The 18988-nt window shown below is 57.6% G+C and carries 17 protein-coding genes; 10 read left to right on the top strand and 7 right to left on the bottom strand.

The window, feature by feature from the left end; genetic code table 11:
• The first annotated feature begins 170 nt into the window (after positions 1-170).
• The 6 genes from AC4EYZ_RS04690 (at position 171) to AC4EYZ_RS04665 (ending at position 6968) form a co-directional block, all read left to right on the top strand.
• A complete protein-coding gene (locus tag AC4EYZ_RS04690) occupies positions 171-896 on the top strand; it encodes a response regulator (protein WP_009287305.1) in 726 nt (241 codons plus the stop codon).
• Positions 893-2404, top strand: coding sequence for an ATP-binding protein (locus tag AC4EYZ_RS04685; RefSeq protein ID WP_490204150.1), 1512 nt, complete (start codon positions 893-895; stop codon positions 2402-2404). Before AC4EYZ_RS04690 ends, AC4EYZ_RS04685 begins: the two co-directional genes overlap by 4 nt.
• Positions 2405-2515: 111 nt before the next feature.
• Positions 2516-3775, top strand: coding sequence for an ABC transporter substrate-binding protein (locus AC4EYZ_RS04680; protein ID WP_039859314.1), 1260 nt, complete (start codon positions 2516-2518; stop codon positions 3773-3775).
• A 93-nt stretch (positions 3776-3868) separates the two neighbouring features.
• The gene (locus AC4EYZ_RS04675) at positions 3869-4795 is read left to right on the top strand and encodes a carbohydrate ABC transporter permease (protein WP_027959701.1); all 927 of its coding nucleotides are present in this window, start codon (positions 3869-3871) and stop codon (positions 4793-4795) included.
• Positions 4788-5666 carry a carbohydrate ABC transporter permease gene (locus AC4EYZ_RS04670; protein ID WP_009287309.1) on the top strand — a complete coding sequence of 293 codons (879 nt, stop codon included), beginning with the start codon at positions 4788-4790 and terminating at the stop codon, positions 5664-5666. Before AC4EYZ_RS04675 ends, AC4EYZ_RS04670 begins: the two co-directional genes overlap by 8 nt.
• Before the next feature lie 180 nt (positions 5667-5846).
• Positions 5847-6968: an ABC transporter ATP-binding protein gene (locus tag AC4EYZ_RS04665; RefSeq protein ID WP_022520449.1), complete on the top strand. Its 1122-nt coding sequence runs from the start codon at positions 5847-5849 to the stop codon at positions 6966-6968.
• Positions 6969-7064: 96 nt separating this feature from the next.
• On the opposite strand, the gene AC4EYZ_RS04660 is transcribed toward AC4EYZ_RS04665, so the two are convergent.
• From AC4EYZ_RS04660 to AC4EYZ_RS04640, 5 genes are all read right to left on the bottom strand, one after another.
• Complete coding sequence (locus AC4EYZ_RS04660; RefSeq protein WP_009287310.1) at positions 7065-8705, bottom strand: BCCT family transporter; 1641 nt, start codon at positions 8703-8705, stop codon at positions 7065-7067.
• Between the two features lie 109 nt (positions 8706-8814).
• A complete protein-coding gene (locus tag AC4EYZ_RS04655) occupies positions 8815-9852 on the bottom strand; it encodes a YcjF family protein (RefSeq protein ID WP_009287311.1) in 1038 nt (345 codons plus the stop codon).
• Positions 9849-11252, bottom strand: coding sequence for a YcjX family GTP-binding protein (locus AC4EYZ_RS04650; protein WP_490204149.1), 1404 nt, complete (start codon positions 11250-11252; stop codon positions 9849-9851). Before AC4EYZ_RS04650 ends, AC4EYZ_RS04655 begins: the two co-directional genes overlap by 4 nt.
• 188 nt (positions 11253-11440) lie before the next feature.
• Positions 11441-11632, bottom strand: coding sequence for a hypothetical protein (locus tag AC4EYZ_RS04645; protein ID WP_022520445.1), 192 nt, complete (start codon positions 11630-11632; stop codon positions 11441-11443).
• Between the two features lie 61 nt (positions 11633-11693).
• Positions 11694-12563 carry a D-hexose-6-phosphate mutarotase gene (locus tag AC4EYZ_RS04640; protein WP_414126902.1) on the bottom strand — a complete coding sequence of 290 codons (870 nt, stop codon included), beginning with the start codon at positions 12561-12563 and terminating at the stop codon, positions 11694-11696.
• A 138-nt stretch (positions 12564-12701) separates the two neighbouring features.
• Between AC4EYZ_RS04640 and AC4EYZ_RS04635 the strand changes: the two genes are divergently transcribed.
• The 4 genes from AC4EYZ_RS04635 (at position 12702) to AC4EYZ_RS04620 (ending at position 17533) form a co-directional block, all read left to right on the top strand.
• Positions 12702-12944, top strand: a complete 243-nt coding sequence (locus tag AC4EYZ_RS04635) for a GlsB/YeaQ/YmgE family stress response membrane protein (protein WP_008958536.1) — start codon at positions 12702-12704, stop codon at positions 12942-12944.
• Positions 12945-13109: 165 nt separating this feature from the next.
• Positions 13110-15587, top strand: coding sequence for a DUF1266 domain-containing protein (locus tag AC4EYZ_RS04630; RefSeq protein WP_278369018.1), 2478 nt, complete (start codon positions 13110-13112; stop codon positions 15585-15587).
• 95 nt (positions 15588-15682) lie between these two features.
• Positions 15683-16315, top strand: coding sequence for a C40 family peptidase (locus AC4EYZ_RS04625; RefSeq protein WP_457547318.1), 633 nt, complete (start codon positions 15683-15685; stop codon positions 16313-16315).
• 27 nt (positions 16316-16342) lie between these two features.
• Positions 16343-17533: an MFS transporter gene (locus AC4EYZ_RS04620; RefSeq protein ID WP_457547317.1), complete on the top strand. Its 1191-nt coding sequence runs from the start codon at positions 16343-16345 to the stop codon at positions 17531-17533.
• 10 nt (positions 17534-17543) lie between these two features.
• Here AC4EYZ_RS04620 and AC4EYZ_RS04615 read toward each other — a convergent pair whose 3' ends face one another.
• Both AC4EYZ_RS04615 and AC4EYZ_RS04610 read right to left on the bottom strand, forming a co-directional pair.
• Positions 17544-18158 (bottom strand): ABC transporter ATP-binding protein, encoded by a 615-nt coding sequence (locus AC4EYZ_RS04615; RefSeq protein ID WP_490204148.1) that lies wholly within the window; start codon positions 18156-18158, stop codon positions 17544-17546.
• Entirely contained in the window at positions 18151-18975 is an 825-nt protein-coding gene (locus tag AC4EYZ_RS04610) for an ATP-binding cassette domain-containing protein (protein WP_490204147.1), read from the bottom strand. The genes AC4EYZ_RS04615 and AC4EYZ_RS04610 overlap by 8 nt, the downstream gene beginning before the upstream one ends.
• Between the last annotated feature and the right edge of the window lie 13 nt (positions 18976-18988).

The raw sequence follows: 18988 nt of genomic DNA, 5'->3' as shown, positions 1-18988 counted from the left end.
AAAAGCATTAAGTAAATATTGTATTTTTTTGTTAGCATTCTTATTAATACACAGAAATAGCGTAGCCACAGGTGATTTCATCATTAGTCGAAGGGGGCTTGAGATGCACAGTTTCCTCGACCATCATCAAGGCCCAATAACGACAATAGCGTAGGGCTGAACCCGCTGAGATGACGACAACCCCTGCTACTTTGATTGTGGTCGACGATGACCCAGAGATTTGTGAACTGCTCGCTGACTACCTGGGGCGCCATGGCTATCGGGTATTCACAGCGGACGGTGCGCAGGCGTTGCATTCTCTGCGTGCAGAACACGCCCCCGACTTGCTTATTGTCGATTTAATGCTCCCCGGTGACGATGGCTTTACCATCTGCCGTGACGTCCGAAAGCACAGCGATGTGCCGATCATAATGCTTACCGCCAGCGCCGATGAGACCGATCGCATTCTGGGTCTGGAGCTGGGTGCTGATGACTACTTGGGCAAGCCGTTTAATCCCCGCGAATTGCTGGCGCGCGTCAAAGCGGTACTGCGACGCACCCGCAGTGCTCCACCAGAGTTGCCTGCGGGGCAGGCGCGCTGGGTCAGTTTTGGTAATTGGCAACTCGACCGCATGACCCGCGAGTTGATTGACCTGCAGGGCGAGCGCGCCGCGCTTTCAGGGGCTGATTTTCAGCTATTGCAGGTGTTTTTAGAGCATCCGGCGAAGGTGCTCACTCGGGATGATCTATACGCGCTTACCCGTGGGCGGGACGCGCCGCCGCTTGATCGCTCCATTGATGTCCACGTTTGCCGCCTGCGCCAACGGCTGGGTGAAGATGCCCAGCACTCGCAGTTGATTCGAACGGTGCGCGGGGCAGGCTATGTGTTAACCGCCCAAGTAGATGCATTAACGTGAGACGCGTGGAGTGGGCAACCATTCGTCGACGCTTATCCCGACGAGCTGCCCGCTGGCTGCCGGCGTCGCTGCGCGGGCGCTTCGTGATCATCATGATCGCCGGAGTGCTTGTCGCCCAAGGGGCCAGCTACGCCATCTGGACTTCCCAGGTGCGCTCCAGCCACTTGGCACAGCTTGATGAGCTGTCCACCAATATGGCGTTTAGCATCGCCTCCACCATGAAGTTTTTCCGCTCACTGCCCGTTGATTACCGCCATATTGTGCTCGATCAGCTGCGTAATATGGGTGGCACGCGCTTTTTTGTTAGCGTCAACGAACGCAGGCTGGCCATCGACGATATCGGCTCCGGGCCGGAAAAACAGGTGGTGGTGAACAATGTGCGCTCGGTGCTCACCCAGCAGCTCAATATCGACGACGTGATTGTCGAGTTCTCCCGCCCGGAAAACCTGCGTGTGCTCAATAACGAAGTACTGCTTTACGACCTACCGCCCCGCTGGGGGCAGCACAGCCTGCTGATGGAGCCACTCTCGCCGCCGATTTTAGTGGTTCAACTGGAGCTTGCCCCAGGCACCTGGCTCTATGTTGCCACGCTGCTGGGCGTACCCGATATTTTCAGCGGTTATCGCTGGCTTTCTGAAGAGCGTTTGCTGGTCGGGTTACTGGTGCTGCTGAGTGTGCTGGCGCTTTCTCTATTGGGTATTACCAGCGTGACCCGGCCACTGGCGCGGCTTTCACGGGCAGCGAATCAGTTGGGCGATGATTTGGATATGCCGCCACTACGGGAGAGTGGCCCCAAAGAAGTGGCCGCCACCGCCGCGGCGTTCAATCGTATGCAGCGGCGTATTCGTGAGCAGATTGAGGAGCGCGAACGGCTGTTTTCAGCGATTTCCCATGATTTAAAGACCCCCTTAACCCGCATGCGCCTGCGCGCTGAGATGCTCGATGACGACTATCAGCGCGAGCGTTTTTGCGCCTCATTGGATGAGCTGGATAGCTTGGTTAAAGGTGCCTTGGCCTCGGTAAAAGGCTTAGACCTGCATGAGGAACCCGCGCCCGTTGATCTAACGCACCTGCTCGAAGAGCTGGCCGAAGAGCTTAGCCTTCAGGATGGTAAGGTCACTATTGAGATTAAAAGTGGTTCTCTTATCGCGCCGCTGATTGTCAAACCGGTAGCGCTTAAACGCTGCCTGGCAAACCTGCTTGAGAACGCGGTGTTCTACGGAAAGCAGGCCGATGTGCAGCTAATCGATCACGGTGATGTTGTCACCATGCGTATTCGTGACCACGGCCCAGGTATACCCGAAGAGCAGTTGGGGCGGGTGTTTTCGCCCTTTGTTCGCCTGGAGCCCTCACGTAGCCGACATACTGGCGGTAGTGGCCTCGGGTTGGGCATTGCCCGGCATATTGCCCGCGCCCATGGCGGCGATATCACGCTCGCCAACCATGCTGATGGTGGGCTGGTGGTAACTCTCACGCTACCCCGCCAGGAAACTATTACAGGTTTGTAATAAAACCCCAACACTATGCAGTACTCGGTAACTCCCGTTGACGCTCACCTTGGCGTAACCTCTTGGATGTCGAACGTCCGAGAGGACAATAACAATATAAGGAGTTACTCCATGTCGACGTTAAAGAAAACGACCCTCGCGCTTGCTCTGGCAGGTGCCACGCTAGCCACCACCGCTCAAGCGAGTGAAGTAGAAGTGCTGCACTGGTGGACTTCCGGTGGTGAAGCTCGCGCTGCCAACGTGCTTAAAGAGTTAATGGAAGCTGAAGGCTACGGTTGGCAGGACTTTGCAGTGGCAGGCGGCGGCGGTGAAACCGCCATGACGGTGCTTAAATCTCGTGCCATGTCGGGCAACCCACCCTCTGCAGCCCAAATCAAAGGCCCCGAAATTCAGGAGTGGGGTGAGCTTGGCTTGCTCGGTGACCTGAACGGCGTTGCCGATGCGGAAGGCTGGGATGAGCTGCTGCCGGAAGTCGTGGCCGATATCATGCGTCACGACGGCCAATACGTGGCGGTACCCGTCAACGTACACCGGGTAAACTGGTTGTGGGCCAACCCCGAAGTGCTCGAAGCGGCAGGGGTAGAGATGCCCACCACGCTGGATGAACTATTCGAGGCAGGTGAGGCTATCCGAGAAGCGGGCTTCGTACCGCTGGCTCATGGCGGCCAATCCTGGCAGGACGCTACGGTCTTCGAAAGCGTACTGTTAGGTGGTCAGGGTAGCGAGTTTTATCAGCAGGCATTGGTAGAACTAGACCCTGAAGCCCTGGGCGGCGAACAAATGATCGATGCCCTTGAGGACTTCAAGCGTACCCGCGAGCTGATGGATGAAGGCATGCCCGGGCGTGACTGGAATGTTGCCACGGCAATGGTGATTGAAGGAGTGGCAGGGTTTCAGCTGATGGGCGATTGGGCCAAAGGGGAGTTCACTGCGGCTGGACTGACCGCCGGGGAAGATTACCTCTGTGCCGCAGCGCCGGGCACCGAAGATGCGTTCACCTTCAATATCGATAGTCTGGCCATGTTCCGGGTCACTGACGACGATGAGCGCGAAGCGCAGCAAGCGTTAGCCCGCCTAGTGCTTGAGCCTACTTTCCAGGAAGCGTTTAACCTTGCCAAAGGCTCGATTCCTGCGCGGCCAGATCTGGACATGAGCGAATTCGATAGCTGTGCCCAGCAGTCGTTGGCTGATTTCCAGCGCACCGCTGAAGAGGGTGGCCTAGTGCCCAGTATGGCCCACGGCATGGCCGTACGTGCGGATATACAGGGTGCCATTTTTGATGTGGTTACCAACTACTTCAACGACGCCGATATGCCTGCTGAAGAAGCGGCAGAACGTATGGTGAGCGCTGCCGAAGCGGCCTCTTTCTAGGCTTTTCTAGCGTTAGCGTTCTTCAGGCGCCGCTGCAACGGCGGCGCCTTCGTTGCTTGGCAAGGATACTTCTCCATGAGAGATTCCCTCCCCATGAAAAATACCTCTGCGACGCCTTTAGGGGCTGGCGCTAAGCGGTCGACGCCATCCGGCGGTTTGCAGGCGTGGCTGCCTCGTCTGGTGCTGGCACCGTCGGTGGCCATTTCGTTGTTCTTTGTTTACGGCTTCATGCTGTGGACGTTCGTGCTCTCGCTAACCAGCTCGCGCATGCTGCCCAGCTATGACTTTGTCGGCTTTGGTCAATATGCACGCTTAATGGCCAATGAGCGCTGGTGGGTCGCCTCGACCAACCTGATGATTTTTGGCGTGCTGTTCGTGGTGATTTGCCTGGCGATTGGCTCGCTGCTGGCGATACTACTCGATCAAAAAATTCGCCAAGAGGGGGCACTGCGCACGATCTATCTTTACCCCATGGCGCTGTCATTTATCGTTACCGGCGTGGTGTGGAAGTGGCTACTCAACCCGCAGCTAGGCATTCAGGCGATGGTTCAAGGCTGGGGCTTTGAGTCGTTTCGCTTTGACTGGATTGTCGATCCGGATATGGCGATTTATACCCTGGTGATTGCCGCCGTATGGCAGGCGTCAGGCTTTGTGATGGCGCTGTTTTTAGCCGGGCTGCGGGGTATCGACGACAGCATTATCAAAGCAGCGCAGTTGGATGGCGCTAGTCTGCCGCGGATTTATCTGCGCGTGGTGATGCCCTGCCTGCGCCCGGTCGTGTTTAGCGCGGTGATGATTTTGGCCCATATTGCGATTAAGAGCTTTGACCTAGTCGTCGCGCTCACCGGCGGCGGGCCTGGCTACGCCACCGATTTACCCGCCACCTTTATGTACGCTCATGCCTTTACCCGGGCGCAGATAGGTTTGGGCTCTGCCAGCGCCATGCTGATGTTGGGCGGCGTGTTGGCGATTTTGATTCCTTATCTCTACTCCGAATTAAGGAGCCGCAAGCATGGCTAATGTGATTCGTCGTCAGACGCCCGCTGCGCGGCTGGGCCGTGGTCTGCTCTATGGTGTGCTGATACTCGCCGCGCTGTTCTATATTCTACCGCTGGTGGTCATGCTGATGACCTCGGTGAAGCCGCTGAGCGAAATCAGCGCCGGGTCGCTGCTCTCGTTTCCGCAAAATCCTACTTTCGCGCCGTGGACAAAAGCCTGGGGTGAAGCCTGTACCGGCATGCGCTGCGATGGCGTTGGCGGCTACTTCTGGAACTCCTTTGCGATTGTGATTCCAGCGGTGCTGATCTCAACCACTATCGGTGCCCTTAACGGCTATGCGCTAACCAAATGGCGCTTCAAAGGTTCTGAATTAGTCTTCGCATTAATGCTGTTTGGCTGTTTTATTCCTTTCCAGGTGGTGCTGTTGCCCATGGCGCAAACCCTCGGCTGGCTGGGGATCTCCAGCTCCCGCGCCGGGTTGATCCTGGTTCACGTGGTCTTTGGCATCGCTTTCACCACGCTGTTCTTCCGCAACTTCTACGTGGGTATCCCCAACGAGCTGGTATCGGCGGCGAAGTTGGATGGCGCGGGCTTTTTCCGCATCTTCTGGCGCATTCTACTGCCGGTTTCGGCTCCGATTATTGTCGTCTCAGTGATTTGGCAGTTCACCCAAATCTGGAACGACTTCCTGTTTGGCGTGGCGTTTTCAGCCCACAACACCCAGCCCGTTACCGTGGCGCTAAACAACCTGGTGAATACCTCCACTGGCGTTCGCGAGTACAACGTGGATATGGCGGCGGCGATGATTGCCGCGCTGCCCACCCTGGTGGTGTACGTGTTGGCGGGAAAATACTTCGTGCGCGGGCTGACAGCAGGCTCGGTTAAAGGTTAATAACAATTAAGTGAATGGCAACCTTTCTTAAAAGGTTAGAAGCAGCCCTAGGCGGGGGCGCTGTGAACCCATCCCTGGGCGCTACTTTCGCCATCCATGGCGAAAGACCCCCGCTACGGGCTACTTCTAACCATCCAAATAAGTGGGTTTTGTCAGTCGCTTTACAATAGGATTTTCATTATGGCAGCTTTAGAAATCCACAACGTGCGCAAAGAGTTTGGCAGCGAGCGGGTGCTCAAAGACGTCAGCATCTCGATCGATTCCGGCGAGTTCCTGATTCTGGTTGGCCCCTCGGGCTGCGGTAAGTCCACGCTGATGAATGCCATTGCCGGGCTTGAGCCGGTGACCTCTGGCAATATTTATATCGATGGTGAAGACGTGACCTGGCGCACCCCCGCGGATCGGGATATCGCCATGGTGTTTCAGTCCTACGCGCTTTACCCCAGCATGACCGTACGCCAGAACATCAGCTTCGGGCTGGAGATGCGCAAGGTGCCCAAAGCCGAGCGGGAAGCGGCCGTGGAGCGGGTAGCCGATCTACTGCAGATCACTCACCTGCTGGAACGCAAGCCTGCCCAGCTCTCCGGCGGGCAGCGTCAGCGGGTAGCCATGGGGCGGGCGCTGGCCCGGGAGCCAAAGGTGTACCTGTTTGACGAGCCGCTCTCTAATCTGGATGCCAAACTGCGCGTGGATATGCGTACCGAGATCAAAAAGCTCCACCAGCGCCTGGGTACCACCATTGTTTACGTCACCCACGATCAGGTCGAAGCCATGACCCTGGCCGACTGCATTGCGGTGATGCGCGATGGCCATATTCTGCAGCTCGGCTCGCCGGATGAGGTCTACAACAACCCAGTGGATATGTTTGTGGCTGGCTTTATGGGCTCGCCGTCGATGAATTTCATTCGCGCCACACTGGAGGACGATAACGGTGGGTATCAACTGAGGATTGCCACGCCAGGTGAGGATGAGCTGGTGCTACCCTGGCCGGAGGAGCGCATCGCCCCAGATATGGCCGAACGGCTTAACCAGCCGGTCATTCTTGGCCTACGCCCAGAGCACTTCAGCGAAGAGGATGAGCGATTAACGTCCCAAGCCGAAGGAACGCTGCTAAGTGCCAGTGTGGCGGTGGTAGAACCTACCGGGGCGGATATCTTGCTGCGTTTACCCCTTGGCGAACAGGAAGTTACCGCCCGTGTTGGGCCTAAATGCGCAGTGGTTGCAGGGGAGCGCTTATCGCTACGTGTTGATATGGGCAGAGCGATTCTATTTGATGCCGAGACCGAGCAGCGTATTGCGTAAGCGGTTTGACTTGAACCTGTTGTGAAATAGTGGGCCCCCTGCTGGTTTCAGCAGGGGGCCTCTTTTGTAGTTACCTAAAGATTTCAACTGCAGGTATTACTTACGAATAAGCCGTAGCTCGCCATTGAGCGCCTTGATGATCGAGTAGCACATCAGCAGCATCACAATCGAGAACGGAATAGCGGTGGCGGTAACACCGGCCTGAAGGGCGGTCAGACCACCACCGATAAGCAGCACAATCGCGATGAGACCCTCGACGACCGCCCAGAACATCCGCTGTGGCCGCGGAGCATCGATTTTACCACCGGCGGTGATGGTATCGATGACCAGGGAGCCGGAATCCGAGGAGGTGACAAAGAAGATCAGCGCCAGCACGATGCCCAGGGTCGACATCAGCCCCGTCAAGGGTAGTTCGTTCAGCATGCCGAACAGAGAAAGCTCGGGTCTGTAGTTGTCGATGACATACTCTTTAACCAGGCTGCCCGCCGGGTCAGCATAGAGCTGTTCAAGCGCGGTCGAGCCAAAGACGCCCATCCAGACAAAGATAAACAGACTGGGAACCAGCAAAACGCAGAGGATAAATTCACGCACCGTGCGGCCCCGGGATACCCGAGCGATAAACATCCCCACAAAAGGTGCCCAGCTAATCCACCAAGCCCAGTAGAAAATCGTCCAGGACTGGCGGTAGGCATCATCCTCACGACCAAAGGGCGCGGACAGAGGAATAAAGTCCGTGACATAGGTGGTAAGTCCCGACCAGAAACCCGCCATGGCCAGCAGAGTAGGGCCAGCGAAAAGCACAAAAAAGAAGAACAGAACGGCCAGGATCATGTTGATCTCTGAGAGCTTCTTCAAGCCGCCCTCAAGACCGCGCCAAACCGACACCAGCGCCACCGCCGTCACCAGAATGATGACGATGACCTGGGTCAAGGTGCTTACTTCCAGGCCGAAGACAAAGTTCATCCCCGCATTAGCCTGCTGTGCCCCAAGCCCAAGTGAGGTGGCCAGCCCGAAGAGGGTGGAAAACACCGCCAGGATATCGATCACATGGCCCCACCAGCCCCAGACACGCTCACCGAGAATGGGAAAGAACGCCGAGCGAATAGAGAATGGCAGGCCCTTGTTATAGGTAAACAGGCCCAGCGCTAGCGCCATCACCACATACACCGCCCAGCCATGGATACCCCAGTGTAGATAGGTACCCGCCAGGCCCATGGCGCTGGCATCATCAATAGCCGCTGAGTTCAGTTCGCCATCGGCGCCGAAGGGGGATGCGATGCCCAGAGGCAGCGAGACATTGGCGTGATAAACCGGTTCGAGTACGCCGAAGAACAGCAGGCCGATGCCGATTCCCGCGGTGAACAGCATGGCGAACCAGGAGAGATAGCTGTGATCCGGTCGCGCATCGGCCCCGCCCAGCCTGACTGAGCCATAAGGCAAAACCACCAGCGCTAAGCAGAACAGAATAAAGAAGTCGACCAGAATCATGAAATACCAGTCCAACGTTCCCGTCGAGAAGGCAACAATGGACTGAAAAGTGCTCCCCGCTCGCTCTGGAAACAGCAGGGTGAGGACGATGAAGATAGCGGAAGCAAGCGCGGATACCACAAAAACGCGGTTGTGGATGTCGAAACCGATGGGGCCAAGCTGCCCCTTGATATTGTCCTGGCCGACGACATAGTCGGTCTGCATGTCGCTCGTTACCGAAGGCGACTCAGGATCATTGGGATGGTTCATACACTACGTCTCCTCAGTGGAAGATGCCATGTCAAACCCCCATCATGAGGATAAACAGCGTTGAATCCCATTTTGTGGCCGAAAAGGAGGGGTGCCGCCGTTTAACCCTTTAGCGATTCTGCGGCACCTTTTCTTTATCGAGCCGTTTGATTTGCCGCCACAGGTCTTGGCGTAGATCGGCGATTTTGGGCTGCTCATCGGCAGTGAAGGGCACCGGACGACAGAGCCGCTGGGCGCGTAACCCAAGGCGCGCGCTAAGCAGCCCGGTGGCGAGGCCTTGACCCGCACGGGCGGAAAGGCGGCTGGCTAAATCCAGCGAGAGCATATCCATACTGGCGTCGGTAGCCAGTTCGCTGGCACCCGCAAAAGCCATGTTGTGCAGCACGTTACGAAACAGCCGCAGGCGGCTGGCGTAGCCCAGCTCGAGACCATAAAGGCGGCAGAGTCGATCCACCATCGCCAGGCTGCGCCAGGCCACCAGCGCCATATCCACCAGTGTTAGCGGGCTGATGGCGACCATGATGGCGGTTTCACCGGACATACGCGTAATCAGGCGCTGGGCTTCCCGGTCACGCGGCGCTAGCAGGTGGTAACGCAGCAGCGTCTGGATCTCCTCACCACTATGGTGGGGTTGGCTGGCGCGCTGAAAGGCTAGCCAGTGCGGGTCATCGTCGGCGAGCTTAAGTTGGCGCCTCAACTGCTCGGCCATGGCCCGGGCCTGCTTGGGCGAGCGTAGCGGCAGCTCGGCCAGATCGCCGCGCAGTTTGTCGTGGCGCTTGAGACGGCGCAAACGGCCCACCTCTTTGAGCAGGGAGAGGCCGCCCAAGCCAATCAGGCTGACCCCGAACAGCTGCCAGGCCATGGCTAGCCACTGCGACTGAGCCATCGCATCAGGAATGCCGGTGACCAGTTCTGCCGTGCCTAGCCCGGCACCACCCACCAGGGCAAATAGCAGCCCCCAGCGGCGTTTACGCGGCGCACCTAAACTGGCAGCAGGCAGCGCTTTATCTTCGGGAAGGGGCGCCAATGGATGATGCTCGCTGGCGCCAGCAAAGGCTTCGCGCTGACGTAGGACTGTCTCTGCATCAGCGGCCTTTTCAGGCTGGTCATCCAGCGTGAAGTGGCGGCGTGGCTGTGGGGTGGTCATGTCAGTTTATCTCCAATCAGCCAGTCGATGGCGGCGTCCATGCGGATATGATCCAACGCTTCTGAGCTGGTTGGCATCGGGCGAAAGGCGGGGAAGTCGAAGCCCTGCTGCTGCCAGAAATCGGCAGCGGGCAGCCGGGCGGGCACATCGCCGGGGTAAACCAGCACCTCTTCGCCCTCTAGTGTGGTGCCTCGCAGTGCAGGTGAACGCTTACCCTCATGGGTTACCTCACGGGCTTCAGTGGCCCGAATCGCTGCCAGCGAGAGCGCTTTAACCGGCACGTTGGCAAAGCGAAGGTCTTTGAGAGGTTCTGCCAGCAGGGCCTCCAACAGCTGTACCAAGTGGCCGTGTTGATCGGGAGTGACGTGATCGGCTTTGGTGGCGGCAATGGCTAGCCGGTCAATTTTCGGTGCGAAGAGGCGGGTCAGTAGGCTGCGTTGGCCATAGTCAAAGCTGTGCATTAACTGGCGCAGCGCACGGGAAAGATCTTCAAAGCGCTCCGGCCCGGCATTGAGTGCGCCCAGCACATCCACCAGTACAATCTGGCGGTCAAAGCGGCGGAAATGATCGCGATAAAAGGGTTTCACCACCTGCTGCTGGTAGTAGCGAAAGCGTGCGGCCAGGGTAGCGTAAAGGCTGTTGGCAGGCAGTGCTTCCAGCGTTTCTCTCGATGTGTTGTGTTGAGAGGCGTCGAGCTGCGGCAGCGGAAAAAACTGCAACACGGGTGCGCCTTCTAGTTCGCCGGGCAGTAAAAAACGTCCGGGCTGTAGGTCAGAAAAGCCGGCCTTTTTGGCGCGGCGAAGGCCTTGGGCATACTCCTCCGCCAGGGCTGCAAGCTGGGCTTCATCGGCCTCACCAGCGGGGTCGAGCTGCTCCACTGCGGCAAGCCATTCGCTAAATAGGCCGCGGCGCTGTTCGCCTTCATGCAGTGCTTGGGCTTGGCTCCAACTGTAAAAGTCGTGCTGCAGCAGCGGTAAATCAAGTAGCCACTCGCCGGGGTAATCGAATAAATCCAGAGTAAGGTGGGCAATTTCAGGGGTTAACCAGCCGCTGCGGGCAGGGCGGTAGCGCAGCTGTAAGCGTAACTCGCTGATGCCGCGGGTGGGCTCCGGCCAGCGCGGCGGCGTATCGCGTAGTGCAGCCATGCCGGGGTCGTAGGGAAACCGTGGCACGCCTAAGTCGGGCTGGTTAAGCCGCTGGGCACCCAGCAAGCGGCCTTCCCGGGCAGCGGGTAGCAAATCGAGCTGCGCCTCAACGCCCGCATGACGCAGTTGATTGACCAACGACGTCAAAAACGCGGTTTTCCCCGCTTGGGAAAGGCCGGTGACCGCCAAGCGCAGCTGGCGATCTCGCCCACGCTCTAATAAATTGCTCAGTTCGCGACTTAACGGCTGGCGCATCCTTTCGATCCCTTTGTAGGAGCCTGTCTGACTTAACACTGATCTACTGCGAATCCCAGTATTTTGGCCAACTTTATTCGATCGATTTCGTTAAATAGCACGCTATTCGCCTCAATCGATCGATAAATTTGGCTCAAAATCCGCGCTTCTCGCGACGATCGGCCAAGCCAGGCAGGCTCTCTTAGCCTTTACTGGCTAAACATTAATACCAGTTGCGAAAGCATCGGTAGGGTGGCGATCAAAAAGCCAACCCCCGCCAGTGTGTAGCCTGGCCAGCGCCGGGTCATCTTCTGCGCCAAGGTTAGGCCCACTAAGCACACCACCATACCGATTAAATTAAACGCCAGCGTGGCGGCTTCTAGCCATTGTTGCGGATCCATTGGATCTCCCTAGCTCTAATGCCATTGAGCACATGATAGCAAAGCATTGATGAACCGAAGATTAACTGCGGCTGAGGGTGGTGCCTAACAGGTGCTGGGCGCCAGGCACTAGCCAGACTGGGTCTAGGCGTGTATTGGCGGCTTCAACGCAGATAAAATGTCGTGCTACGTCGACGGGCGTGTCGCTGGGAAGGTCGTTGTTGGGGTGCCACACTACCGTGGAGTCGCTGGACTGCTTGCCGATGCGCAGGCTGCGCTCACCATCGTTGAGCAGCACGGCTTCATTGGTGTGATAAATGCGGTCAACGGCGCCTTGAACGGCCAACGTGCCTTGCTGTTCGCTCTCCGCAAAGTCGCGCAGTTTGTCGAGATAGCGTGCGCCGGAAAGGCCTTCCAGACGACACTGGTGGGTATCGGCAACGGCTAAATAGGTATGCAGCGCACCGCTGGTTTTAATCGGCGTTTCGCCGATGTTTTCGCTAATCAGCTCCACGTTTAAGCGCTGGGCATTGGCTTGTACCACCAGGCGCGCAGTAAGTAGTGTATGCAGGGGCTGTGCTGGAGAGAGGTGGAGCTCAATTCCCTCGGCGTGCTCATCAACAGCGTCTAGACGCCACTCAGCATGGCGGGCAAGGCCATGGAAAGGGCCGTCGTGGTTGGGGCTCTCATCGGCATAGCGCTCGTCGGCAAACCACGGCCAGCAGAGCGGAATACCACCCCGGATAGCGCCTGGCAGCGCCTGGGGCGTAGGCGTCAGCCATAACCAGCCGGTATCACCAGCAGGGCAGAAGTGCAGCACTTGAGCGCCCTGGAGACTAACCACCAACTCGCCCCAAGGCATATTGAAAAGCACCACGTCGCGGCCTTCCCACTGTGTCGTTTGCTGTCCTTGAGTGCTTTTAATCAGTTGATTGAGCGAGTCGGGGATCATGAATTTTCCTTTAAGAGTTGCCAAGCATCGATACCGAGTAGGCGCCGAACACTAACGCTGTGTGCTATGGTAGAACAAGCGTGACTCTAAGGTAAAACGCGTAACTGCAACCCGTAATCGAGATAGTAAGGAGACTATATGGGCTTTATTGCATGGTTAATCATTGGTGGCTTGGCTGGTTGGATTGCTGGCAACATCATGCGCGGCGGCGGTTTTGGCATCTTGGGTAACATCGGTGTCGGTATCGTTGGTGCGGTTATAGGTGGTTTTTTGTTTAGCCTTCTGGGCCTTTCGTCCGGTGGCTTTATCGGTTCGCTAGTCACCGCGATCGTGGGGGCCGTGGTGCTTCTTTGGGTAATCAGTAAGGTTAAAAAAGCGTAGCGATTGAGTTGCTACCTGTATGTCACCGCCCGGCCTTTTGCCGGGCGGTGTCGTTTTATGCATACCGAGGCCTAAGGCTATCGGTGTTCGCACCACTTTCCGTTACACTAGGCAGCTTTACTTCCGGCTATTTGCTGGTGCTATTGTGCTTTTTCGAGGTGCCTCTTGATCGACGTGTTAAATGCCTGGTGGGCCCAACAGCTGGTGCTGTGTGATTGGGCGTTTACTCCTCATCCGCTGGCGGTCGATGCAGGGGCGGCAGAGCAGCGCCTGCTACAACTGGGCATTACCAATCGAGGCGAGCTGGCCGAACAGCTCTTCCACGGGCTGGGGGCTCCCGCAGGTAGCGCTGACCGTTTGCTAGGCGCTTTGGAATGGGCCGCGTTGGCGGGAGCGGCTGGCTGGTTAGAGGCTGATCAAGCCCGTCATTGGGCGCATCACCTAACTCGCCGCATCACCAGTGATTATAGCGACCTACGTGCCTGGCTAGCAGACCTGCGCCGTGCGTTAGGCGCGCGGGGCTGGGAAGTGGGGGCCGATGACCGTTTTATTGACGCTTGCCAAGCGCTGGCTAAGCTTGAAACCGATGGCGAGGGGGTTACCTGGGATACGCTTGAAAATGCCCTGGCTGAACTGCCGGCTCCCGCTTCGCTATGGCCCCAGCAGCCCGAAGCGCAGAGCTGGCGGCTATGCGCGCTGTTCCGGCCGGTTATTGTCTATCCTGCCAGCCAAACCGACTGGCCTGAGGCCACTGAGTGGCTGGCCCACGTGTGGGATGTCCATGACCGTGATGCGCTAATTGGCGTGATACTTTGGCTAGGCGCTCAAGGTGAGCGCCAGCGCTGGGATATTGAAGCACGCGAATTGCTCAGTATGGACAACGCCCAACGCATGGAGTGGCAGCGTAGCGTTGTGGAAGATTCGCCCTATGCGCCGGTGCTGAATAAGTTCGTCACTCAAGGCGAGCCCCTGGAGTGGGCGGCTTGGGATTGGCTACGGATTGTGGAACTTGCCTGGGCTGGCGCCTGCTGTGGCTTGCTGAGCCAGGAAGAGGCTGATGACTTAGCGGGGCACGCCGCTGATTTACTCAGTCGGCGCTACCACGACTGGTATGCCGTGCTGAATGCGTACGGGCGCGGGCAGAGCCTGTTTGACGGCATTGACCGGCGGGGTAAAACACCCAGCGAGCGGCATCAGTTATTGCTGCACAGCGCCCATAGCCCTTGGAATAGCCCCTGGAAATGTCTCCCAGGGGAGTTATTGGATGAACCTACGCGCAAGGCATCCCAAGCGCGCATTCGGCAGTGGCGCAATACGCCCCATCACTGGTTGTTGGCGCTGGCCAGCGTACGCGAACCGGATGCCATGCTGCGCCAGATAGCCCCCTCCGCGGCGCTGCCGGAAGAGCAGCGTGCCGATGCGGCGCTCTATTTGCAGGAGTCACTTGGCTTACATGCCGATGAAGGCGCTCATGCACTGGCACGCTACTGGTTACCCGCTCAGGCGCACCATCTTAATCAGTTGGCGGCCGACGCCGTGCATGGCGTTTTGCCTCCCTCGCAAAGCTGGTTTGGTCAGCCGACTCCGGAAGAGCTTAAGCAGCGCAATGCGGTTAAAGGGGTAAGCCGCCATGCGGCGACGATCCATATGGCCGAAAAATTCGCCTTCTATCTGCATATGTCCCTCGACAGCGGTTTATTCGATCGCGCGCCGTTAATGGAGTATGCCAGCGCACTGCGAAGCTGCCTGTGCCGTTTTTATCCCAATGCCAAACGGTTGTTAGAAGCCTGGTTCGCTTGGGAGAGCTGTCTGCCCGAGCCTGAGCACGCCTCGCTGGTGAATGAAATTATTTGGCACATTGAAGATCCTGGCAGTCTGTTTCACTGGTTGGATTGGCGTCACGACGCTTGGCGCGAACCGGGTAGCCGCCCCACCTTGAGTCACTTCACCGCTATGTCGCTGGTGGGCCCGTTGAACAGTGCGGTATGGAGTGAGCCCCAGCCTGAGAGTGCCCGTGAGTGTGCCGAGATTCGCGAGTGGGTGGAGAGCCACTACCACTTGAGCAACGCAGGCGATATGCAGGAGTTTTTGACCTACATGCTCGAATCGGGGGATCGCCAGGAGTATCAGATTAACTACGCGCCCTATACCCTCAATACTGAGCGCTTAAGCGCTGAAATCGCCATTCTTGAATCCGGCGACTGTGCTGAAGATGAACGCCACCACCTGCTTCGCTTACGTCGTGTGCGCGACAACGAAGATGGCTGTAATGAGGTGGATATGGCGGCCTGGGATATTGCCCAGCTGGTCGATTTGGCCATTGCCGCGCGACAGTTAAACTGGCTGGATAGCGCTGCTTTCGCTAAGGTGTTGGATCGTGCTTACCAACTGGCGGCAGATCACTATGCCGGATGGCAGGAGTACGCCATGGGGATGTACGCAGGCTTCTCGTTTTTTATGGGCGAAACCCCGGAGCGAGAAAGCTTTTTAGCTGGTTTTCGTCAGGCGCTGGTGGCCTGGATATGCGGTGCGCCGGTTTTGGCTGGCCCATGGGTGAGCTTGGATTTTCCAGGCAATAAACCGCGCCATTTTGCGCCACTGCATATTGATACCTTACCGGGCGATCAGCGCACATTACATTGATGCTCGCCAAACATATGATAATTAGCTTATAGTCGTGCTTAGAAAAAATGAGTTTTGTCATACCGCCCTCTTATTAATGTCACGAGGTTAATCGCATGGTTGCGTCGCCACGCCCCGCTGTGACCGCTGTCCGTGTCGTAAGTGTCTGTTTTTTAGTTACATTGATCGCTGGCTGTGCAGGTTCAGCGCGACAAAACAATATTCAGGCCCCCGAGAATTACTTTTCAATGACGTTGCCGGGAATGGGGGCGAACCCACAAATGTCCCCGGTTGATCCCATCGATGCGCATTTGCGCAGCTTGCAAGTACCACCGCCAACAGTGGTTCGCGAGGCGCTGATGGCGCAACACCAGCGCTGGGCAGGAACGCCTTACCGAATTGGCGGCACCTCAGAAAGAGGCATCGACTGTTCGGCCTTGGTTCGCAATGTTTACCGTGACACCTTTAATTTAGAGCTTCCGCGCTCCACCCGTGGTCAAGTACACGAGGGACGCCCGATCGACCGCCAAGAGCTGCAGGCGGGCGATCTGGTGTTCTTCCGACCGCCGGGTCGTTATAACCATGTGGGTATCTACGTGGGCGATGGGTATTTTCTCCACGCCTCGACCTCAAAAGGGGTCATTATCTCCAGCCTGAATAATAGTTACTGGCAGCGCTACTACTGGCAGTCACGTCGCGCGCTGGAGCCAACGCATCTGGCCCAGCTGGGTGGCAGCGTTTTCCAGTAGCCAGATCGGACACGTTTTAGGAACGGCATGATTGAAGCCAAATCGCGCGCCTGGTGGCGCGCCACCTTGGCGCTTTGCCTCGGCTCATTTCTTGTTTTTATCAATTTATACGCACCACAGCCGCTGCTGCCGGGGTTAAAGGAGACCTATCAGGTCTCGACCTTAGGTGTCAGCCTGCTCATGTCGGTGTCAACTCTCTCCTTAGCCATTGCGCTGTTGGTCTTTGGGCCACTCTCGGATGCCATTGGTCGCGAAGGCATAATGCGCATTACTCTGCTGCTTGCAGGCGGCTGTTCTATTGCCTTGGCATTCGCCCCCACCTTTGAAAGCTTGCTGTTTTTGCGCCTGGTGCAGGGCTTTGTGCTGGGCGGGCTGCCAGCGGTGGCGATCGCCTGGATGGGCGATGAGTTTGAGAAGCCTGCGCTGTTAAGCGCTGTAGGACTCTATATTGGCGCTAATTCACTTGGCGGAATCAGTGGGCGTATCGTCGGTGGCGGCGCCGCTGAAATTGGCGGGCCCATGGCGGCATTTCTAGCGGTCGGCATTATGACGCTAATTGGCTGTGGAGTGTTTTGGCGCCTGTTGCCCAATAGCCGCGCCTTTACTCCCCAGCGCTTTGAGCTGCGCAAAGCGGCAAGCGATTTAGTCAATCATTTGCGTAACCCGGTGCTACTCGCTGCTTATTGCCTGGGGGGTATCAACTTCCTGATTTTTATCAATCAATACAGCTATATCACCTTTCGGTTGGCGGCAGCGCCGTATCAATTAGCCGCCAGTGGTCTGGGGCTGATTTTTTTGACCTATCTCGGCGGCACCTTCGGTTCGATGATTTCCGGGCGTCTGGCCGGGCGGTTTTCTCCCGCGGCATGCATGATGGTGGGGGTCATGATTTTAATGCTGGGCACGGCGATTACCTTAGCGGATTCGCTGCTGCTGATTATCGTCGGTTTAACCGTTAATGCCTTTGGCTTTTTCCTGGCCCATTCGTTGGCCTCCAGCTGGGTAGGGCGCTATGCCCAAGGCGCGCGGGGCAGCGCTTCGGCGCTCTACCTGGTGTTTTACTATGTGGGAGCCAGTTTGGGCGGCTTCTGGCTGGAGCCGTTCTGGCGCTGGGCCGGGTGGTCGGGCGTGAGCGTCGGTTCGTGGTTGCTGCTGAGTATCACGCTGCTAATTGCTTTCGGCCTATGGCGCTTTGAGCGTCGCCAAGCGGTTGGCTAACTTTCATCAACTACCATGGCTTCAGCTGCCCTTCGCTTAAGTGCAAGCGCTGTGGGCAAAGCCGTTCCAGTAGGGCGGTGTCGTGGCTAATCACCAGCACGCCCAGCTGGCGTTGTTCCGCCTCCCGTTTTAATGCCTGCCAAAGCTCAACCTGGGTAATGGGGTCGAGCATGGTGGATATCTCATCGGCGACGAGAAAGCGTACTCCCGGCGCGAGCGCCCGCAACACGCATACCCGCTGCAGCTCTCCCCCTGATAACGATTGAGGGAAGCGCGACAGCCATTTTGCTTGTACGCCAAACGCTTGGCACTGTGCGTCAGAAGGCGTCCAGGCTTCGCGCAGTATCTTACCTACCCGCCAGCGTGGATTCACCGCTAGCTCCGGCGATTGCGGTAGCCACTGCACGGGCTGCACACCGCTTTTCGGTAGCGCCTCGCCATCCAGGGTGACATCACCTGCCTGGGGCGCTAAGTAGCCCGCCAGCAGTTGGCCTAGCGTCGATTTACCCGCCCCCGAGTCGCCGCTTAACCCTAGCCACTGACCCGCGCACAGCGTTAGCGAAATGTCCTGAAGTAGCGGTACCTTGGGGGCAAAGTGAAAACTCAGTTGGCGTGCTTTAAGCAACGTGCGCCTCCTGTTCACGCCGGCTTATGGCAGTCGTTGCAAAAGCGTTGTCCGGCAGCGCCAGCCACAATGCCTGTGAATAAGCGTTGGTAAGCGAAGCGCCGCTGCCTTGAAAGGCGCAGGCGGGCGCAGTTTCGACCAGCTTGCCGTCACGCATAATGGTGACGCGGTCGGCGATTGGCAGCGCATGGCGCAGGTCATGGGTAATCAGAATCACGCTTTTGCCCTGGTTGGCCAGTTCGCGCAGCGCATCCAGCACCCGCTGACGCTGGTGGGGGTCAAGGCCTACGCTGGGTTCATCGGCAATCACCAGCTTGGCTTGGCTGACATGGGCCATGGCCGTCAACACGCGCCGGGCCATGCCGCCGGATAGCTCATGGGCATAGGCCTGCTGTGCACGGGCATCTAGCTGATAGTGATCAAGGGCTTGTTGGGAGGCGTGCCAAGCATGTGCTGATGGCTGGCCTGCGCGCTGGGCTGCCCAGGTCACCTGGCGCTGAGTACGCACCAGCGGATCTAAGGCGCTTAGCGATTGGGGGATCAGCGCCAGCTCACGGCCGCGAAGCTGGCGTTGGCGTGACGCGTTAAGCGGTTTGCCTTGATAGTAAAGCTGGCCGTTTAAGCGTGCAGGTGTTGGCAGTAAACCCATAATGGCATAAGCCAATAGGCTTTTTCCGGCACCGGAGGCGCCTACCACCGCATGAACCTCGCCAGGGAACACCGTTAGTGAAAATTCATCCAGGCAGGTGGCCCAGTCGCGCTTCCACCAAGAGGCATACAGAGGTAGCTGTAGCGATAATTGATCAATTGTTAACACGGTAGGCCTCCCA

It is taken from the genome of Vreelandella sp. 162(4c) (assembly GCF_058152265.1).
Note: the sequence above shows the minus strand (reverse complement) of the source record. Positions and strands in the feature narration are given on the sequence as shown.

Excerpts from the sequence above, each read along its gene's own strand:
- AC4EYZ_RS04635 (WP_008958536.1), top strand. The coding sequence starts at position 12,702 with ATGGGCTTTATTGCATGGTTAATCATTGGTGGCTTGGCTGGTTGGATT.
- AC4EYZ_RS04660 (WP_009287310.1), bottom strand. The coding sequence starts at position 8,705 with ATGAACCATCCCAATGATCCTGAGTCGCCTTCGGTAACGAGCGACATG.
- AC4EYZ_RS04670 (WP_009287309.1), top strand. The coding sequence starts at position 4,788 with ATGGCTAATGTGATTCGTCGTCAGACGCCCGCTGCGCGGCTGGGCCGT.
- AC4EYZ_RS04665 (WP_022520449.1), top strand. The coding sequence starts at position 5,847 with ATGGCAGCTTTAGAAATCCACAACGTGCGCAAAGAGTTTGGCAGCGAG.
- AC4EYZ_RS04680 (WP_039859314.1), top strand. The coding sequence starts at position 2,516 with ATGTCGACGTTAAAGAAAACGACCCTCGCGCTTGCTCTGGCAGGTGCC.
- AC4EYZ_RS04690 (WP_009287305.1), top strand. The coding sequence starts at position 171 with ATGACGACAACCCCTGCTACTTTGATTGTGGTCGACGATGACCCAGAG.
- AC4EYZ_RS04675 (WP_027959701.1), top strand. The coding sequence starts at position 3,869 with ATGAAAAATACCTCTGCGACGCCTTTAGGGGCTGGCGCTAAGCGGTCG.
- AC4EYZ_RS04640 (WP_414126902.1), bottom strand. The coding sequence starts at position 12,563 with ATGATCCCCGACTCGCTCAATCAACTGATTAAAAGCACTCAAGGACAG.
- AC4EYZ_RS04655 (WP_009287311.1), bottom strand. The coding sequence starts at position 9,852 with ATGACCACCCCACAGCCACGCCGCCACTTCACGCTGGATGACCAGCCT.
- AC4EYZ_RS04645 (WP_022520445.1), bottom strand. The coding sequence starts at position 11,632 with ATGGATCCGCAACAATGGCTAGAAGCCGCCACGCTGGCGTTTAATTTA.
- AC4EYZ_RS04650 (WP_490204149.1), bottom strand. The coding sequence starts at position 11,252 with ATGCGCCAGCCGTTAAGTCGCGAACTGAGCAATTTATTAGAGCGTGGG.
- AC4EYZ_RS04620 (WP_457547317.1), top strand. The coding sequence starts at position 16,343 with ATGATTGAAGCCAAATCGCGCGCCTGGTGGCGCGCCACCTTGGCGCTT.
- AC4EYZ_RS04625 (WP_457547318.1), top strand. The coding sequence starts at position 15,683 with ATGGTTGCGTCGCCACGCCCCGCTGTGACCGCTGTCCGTGTCGTAAGT.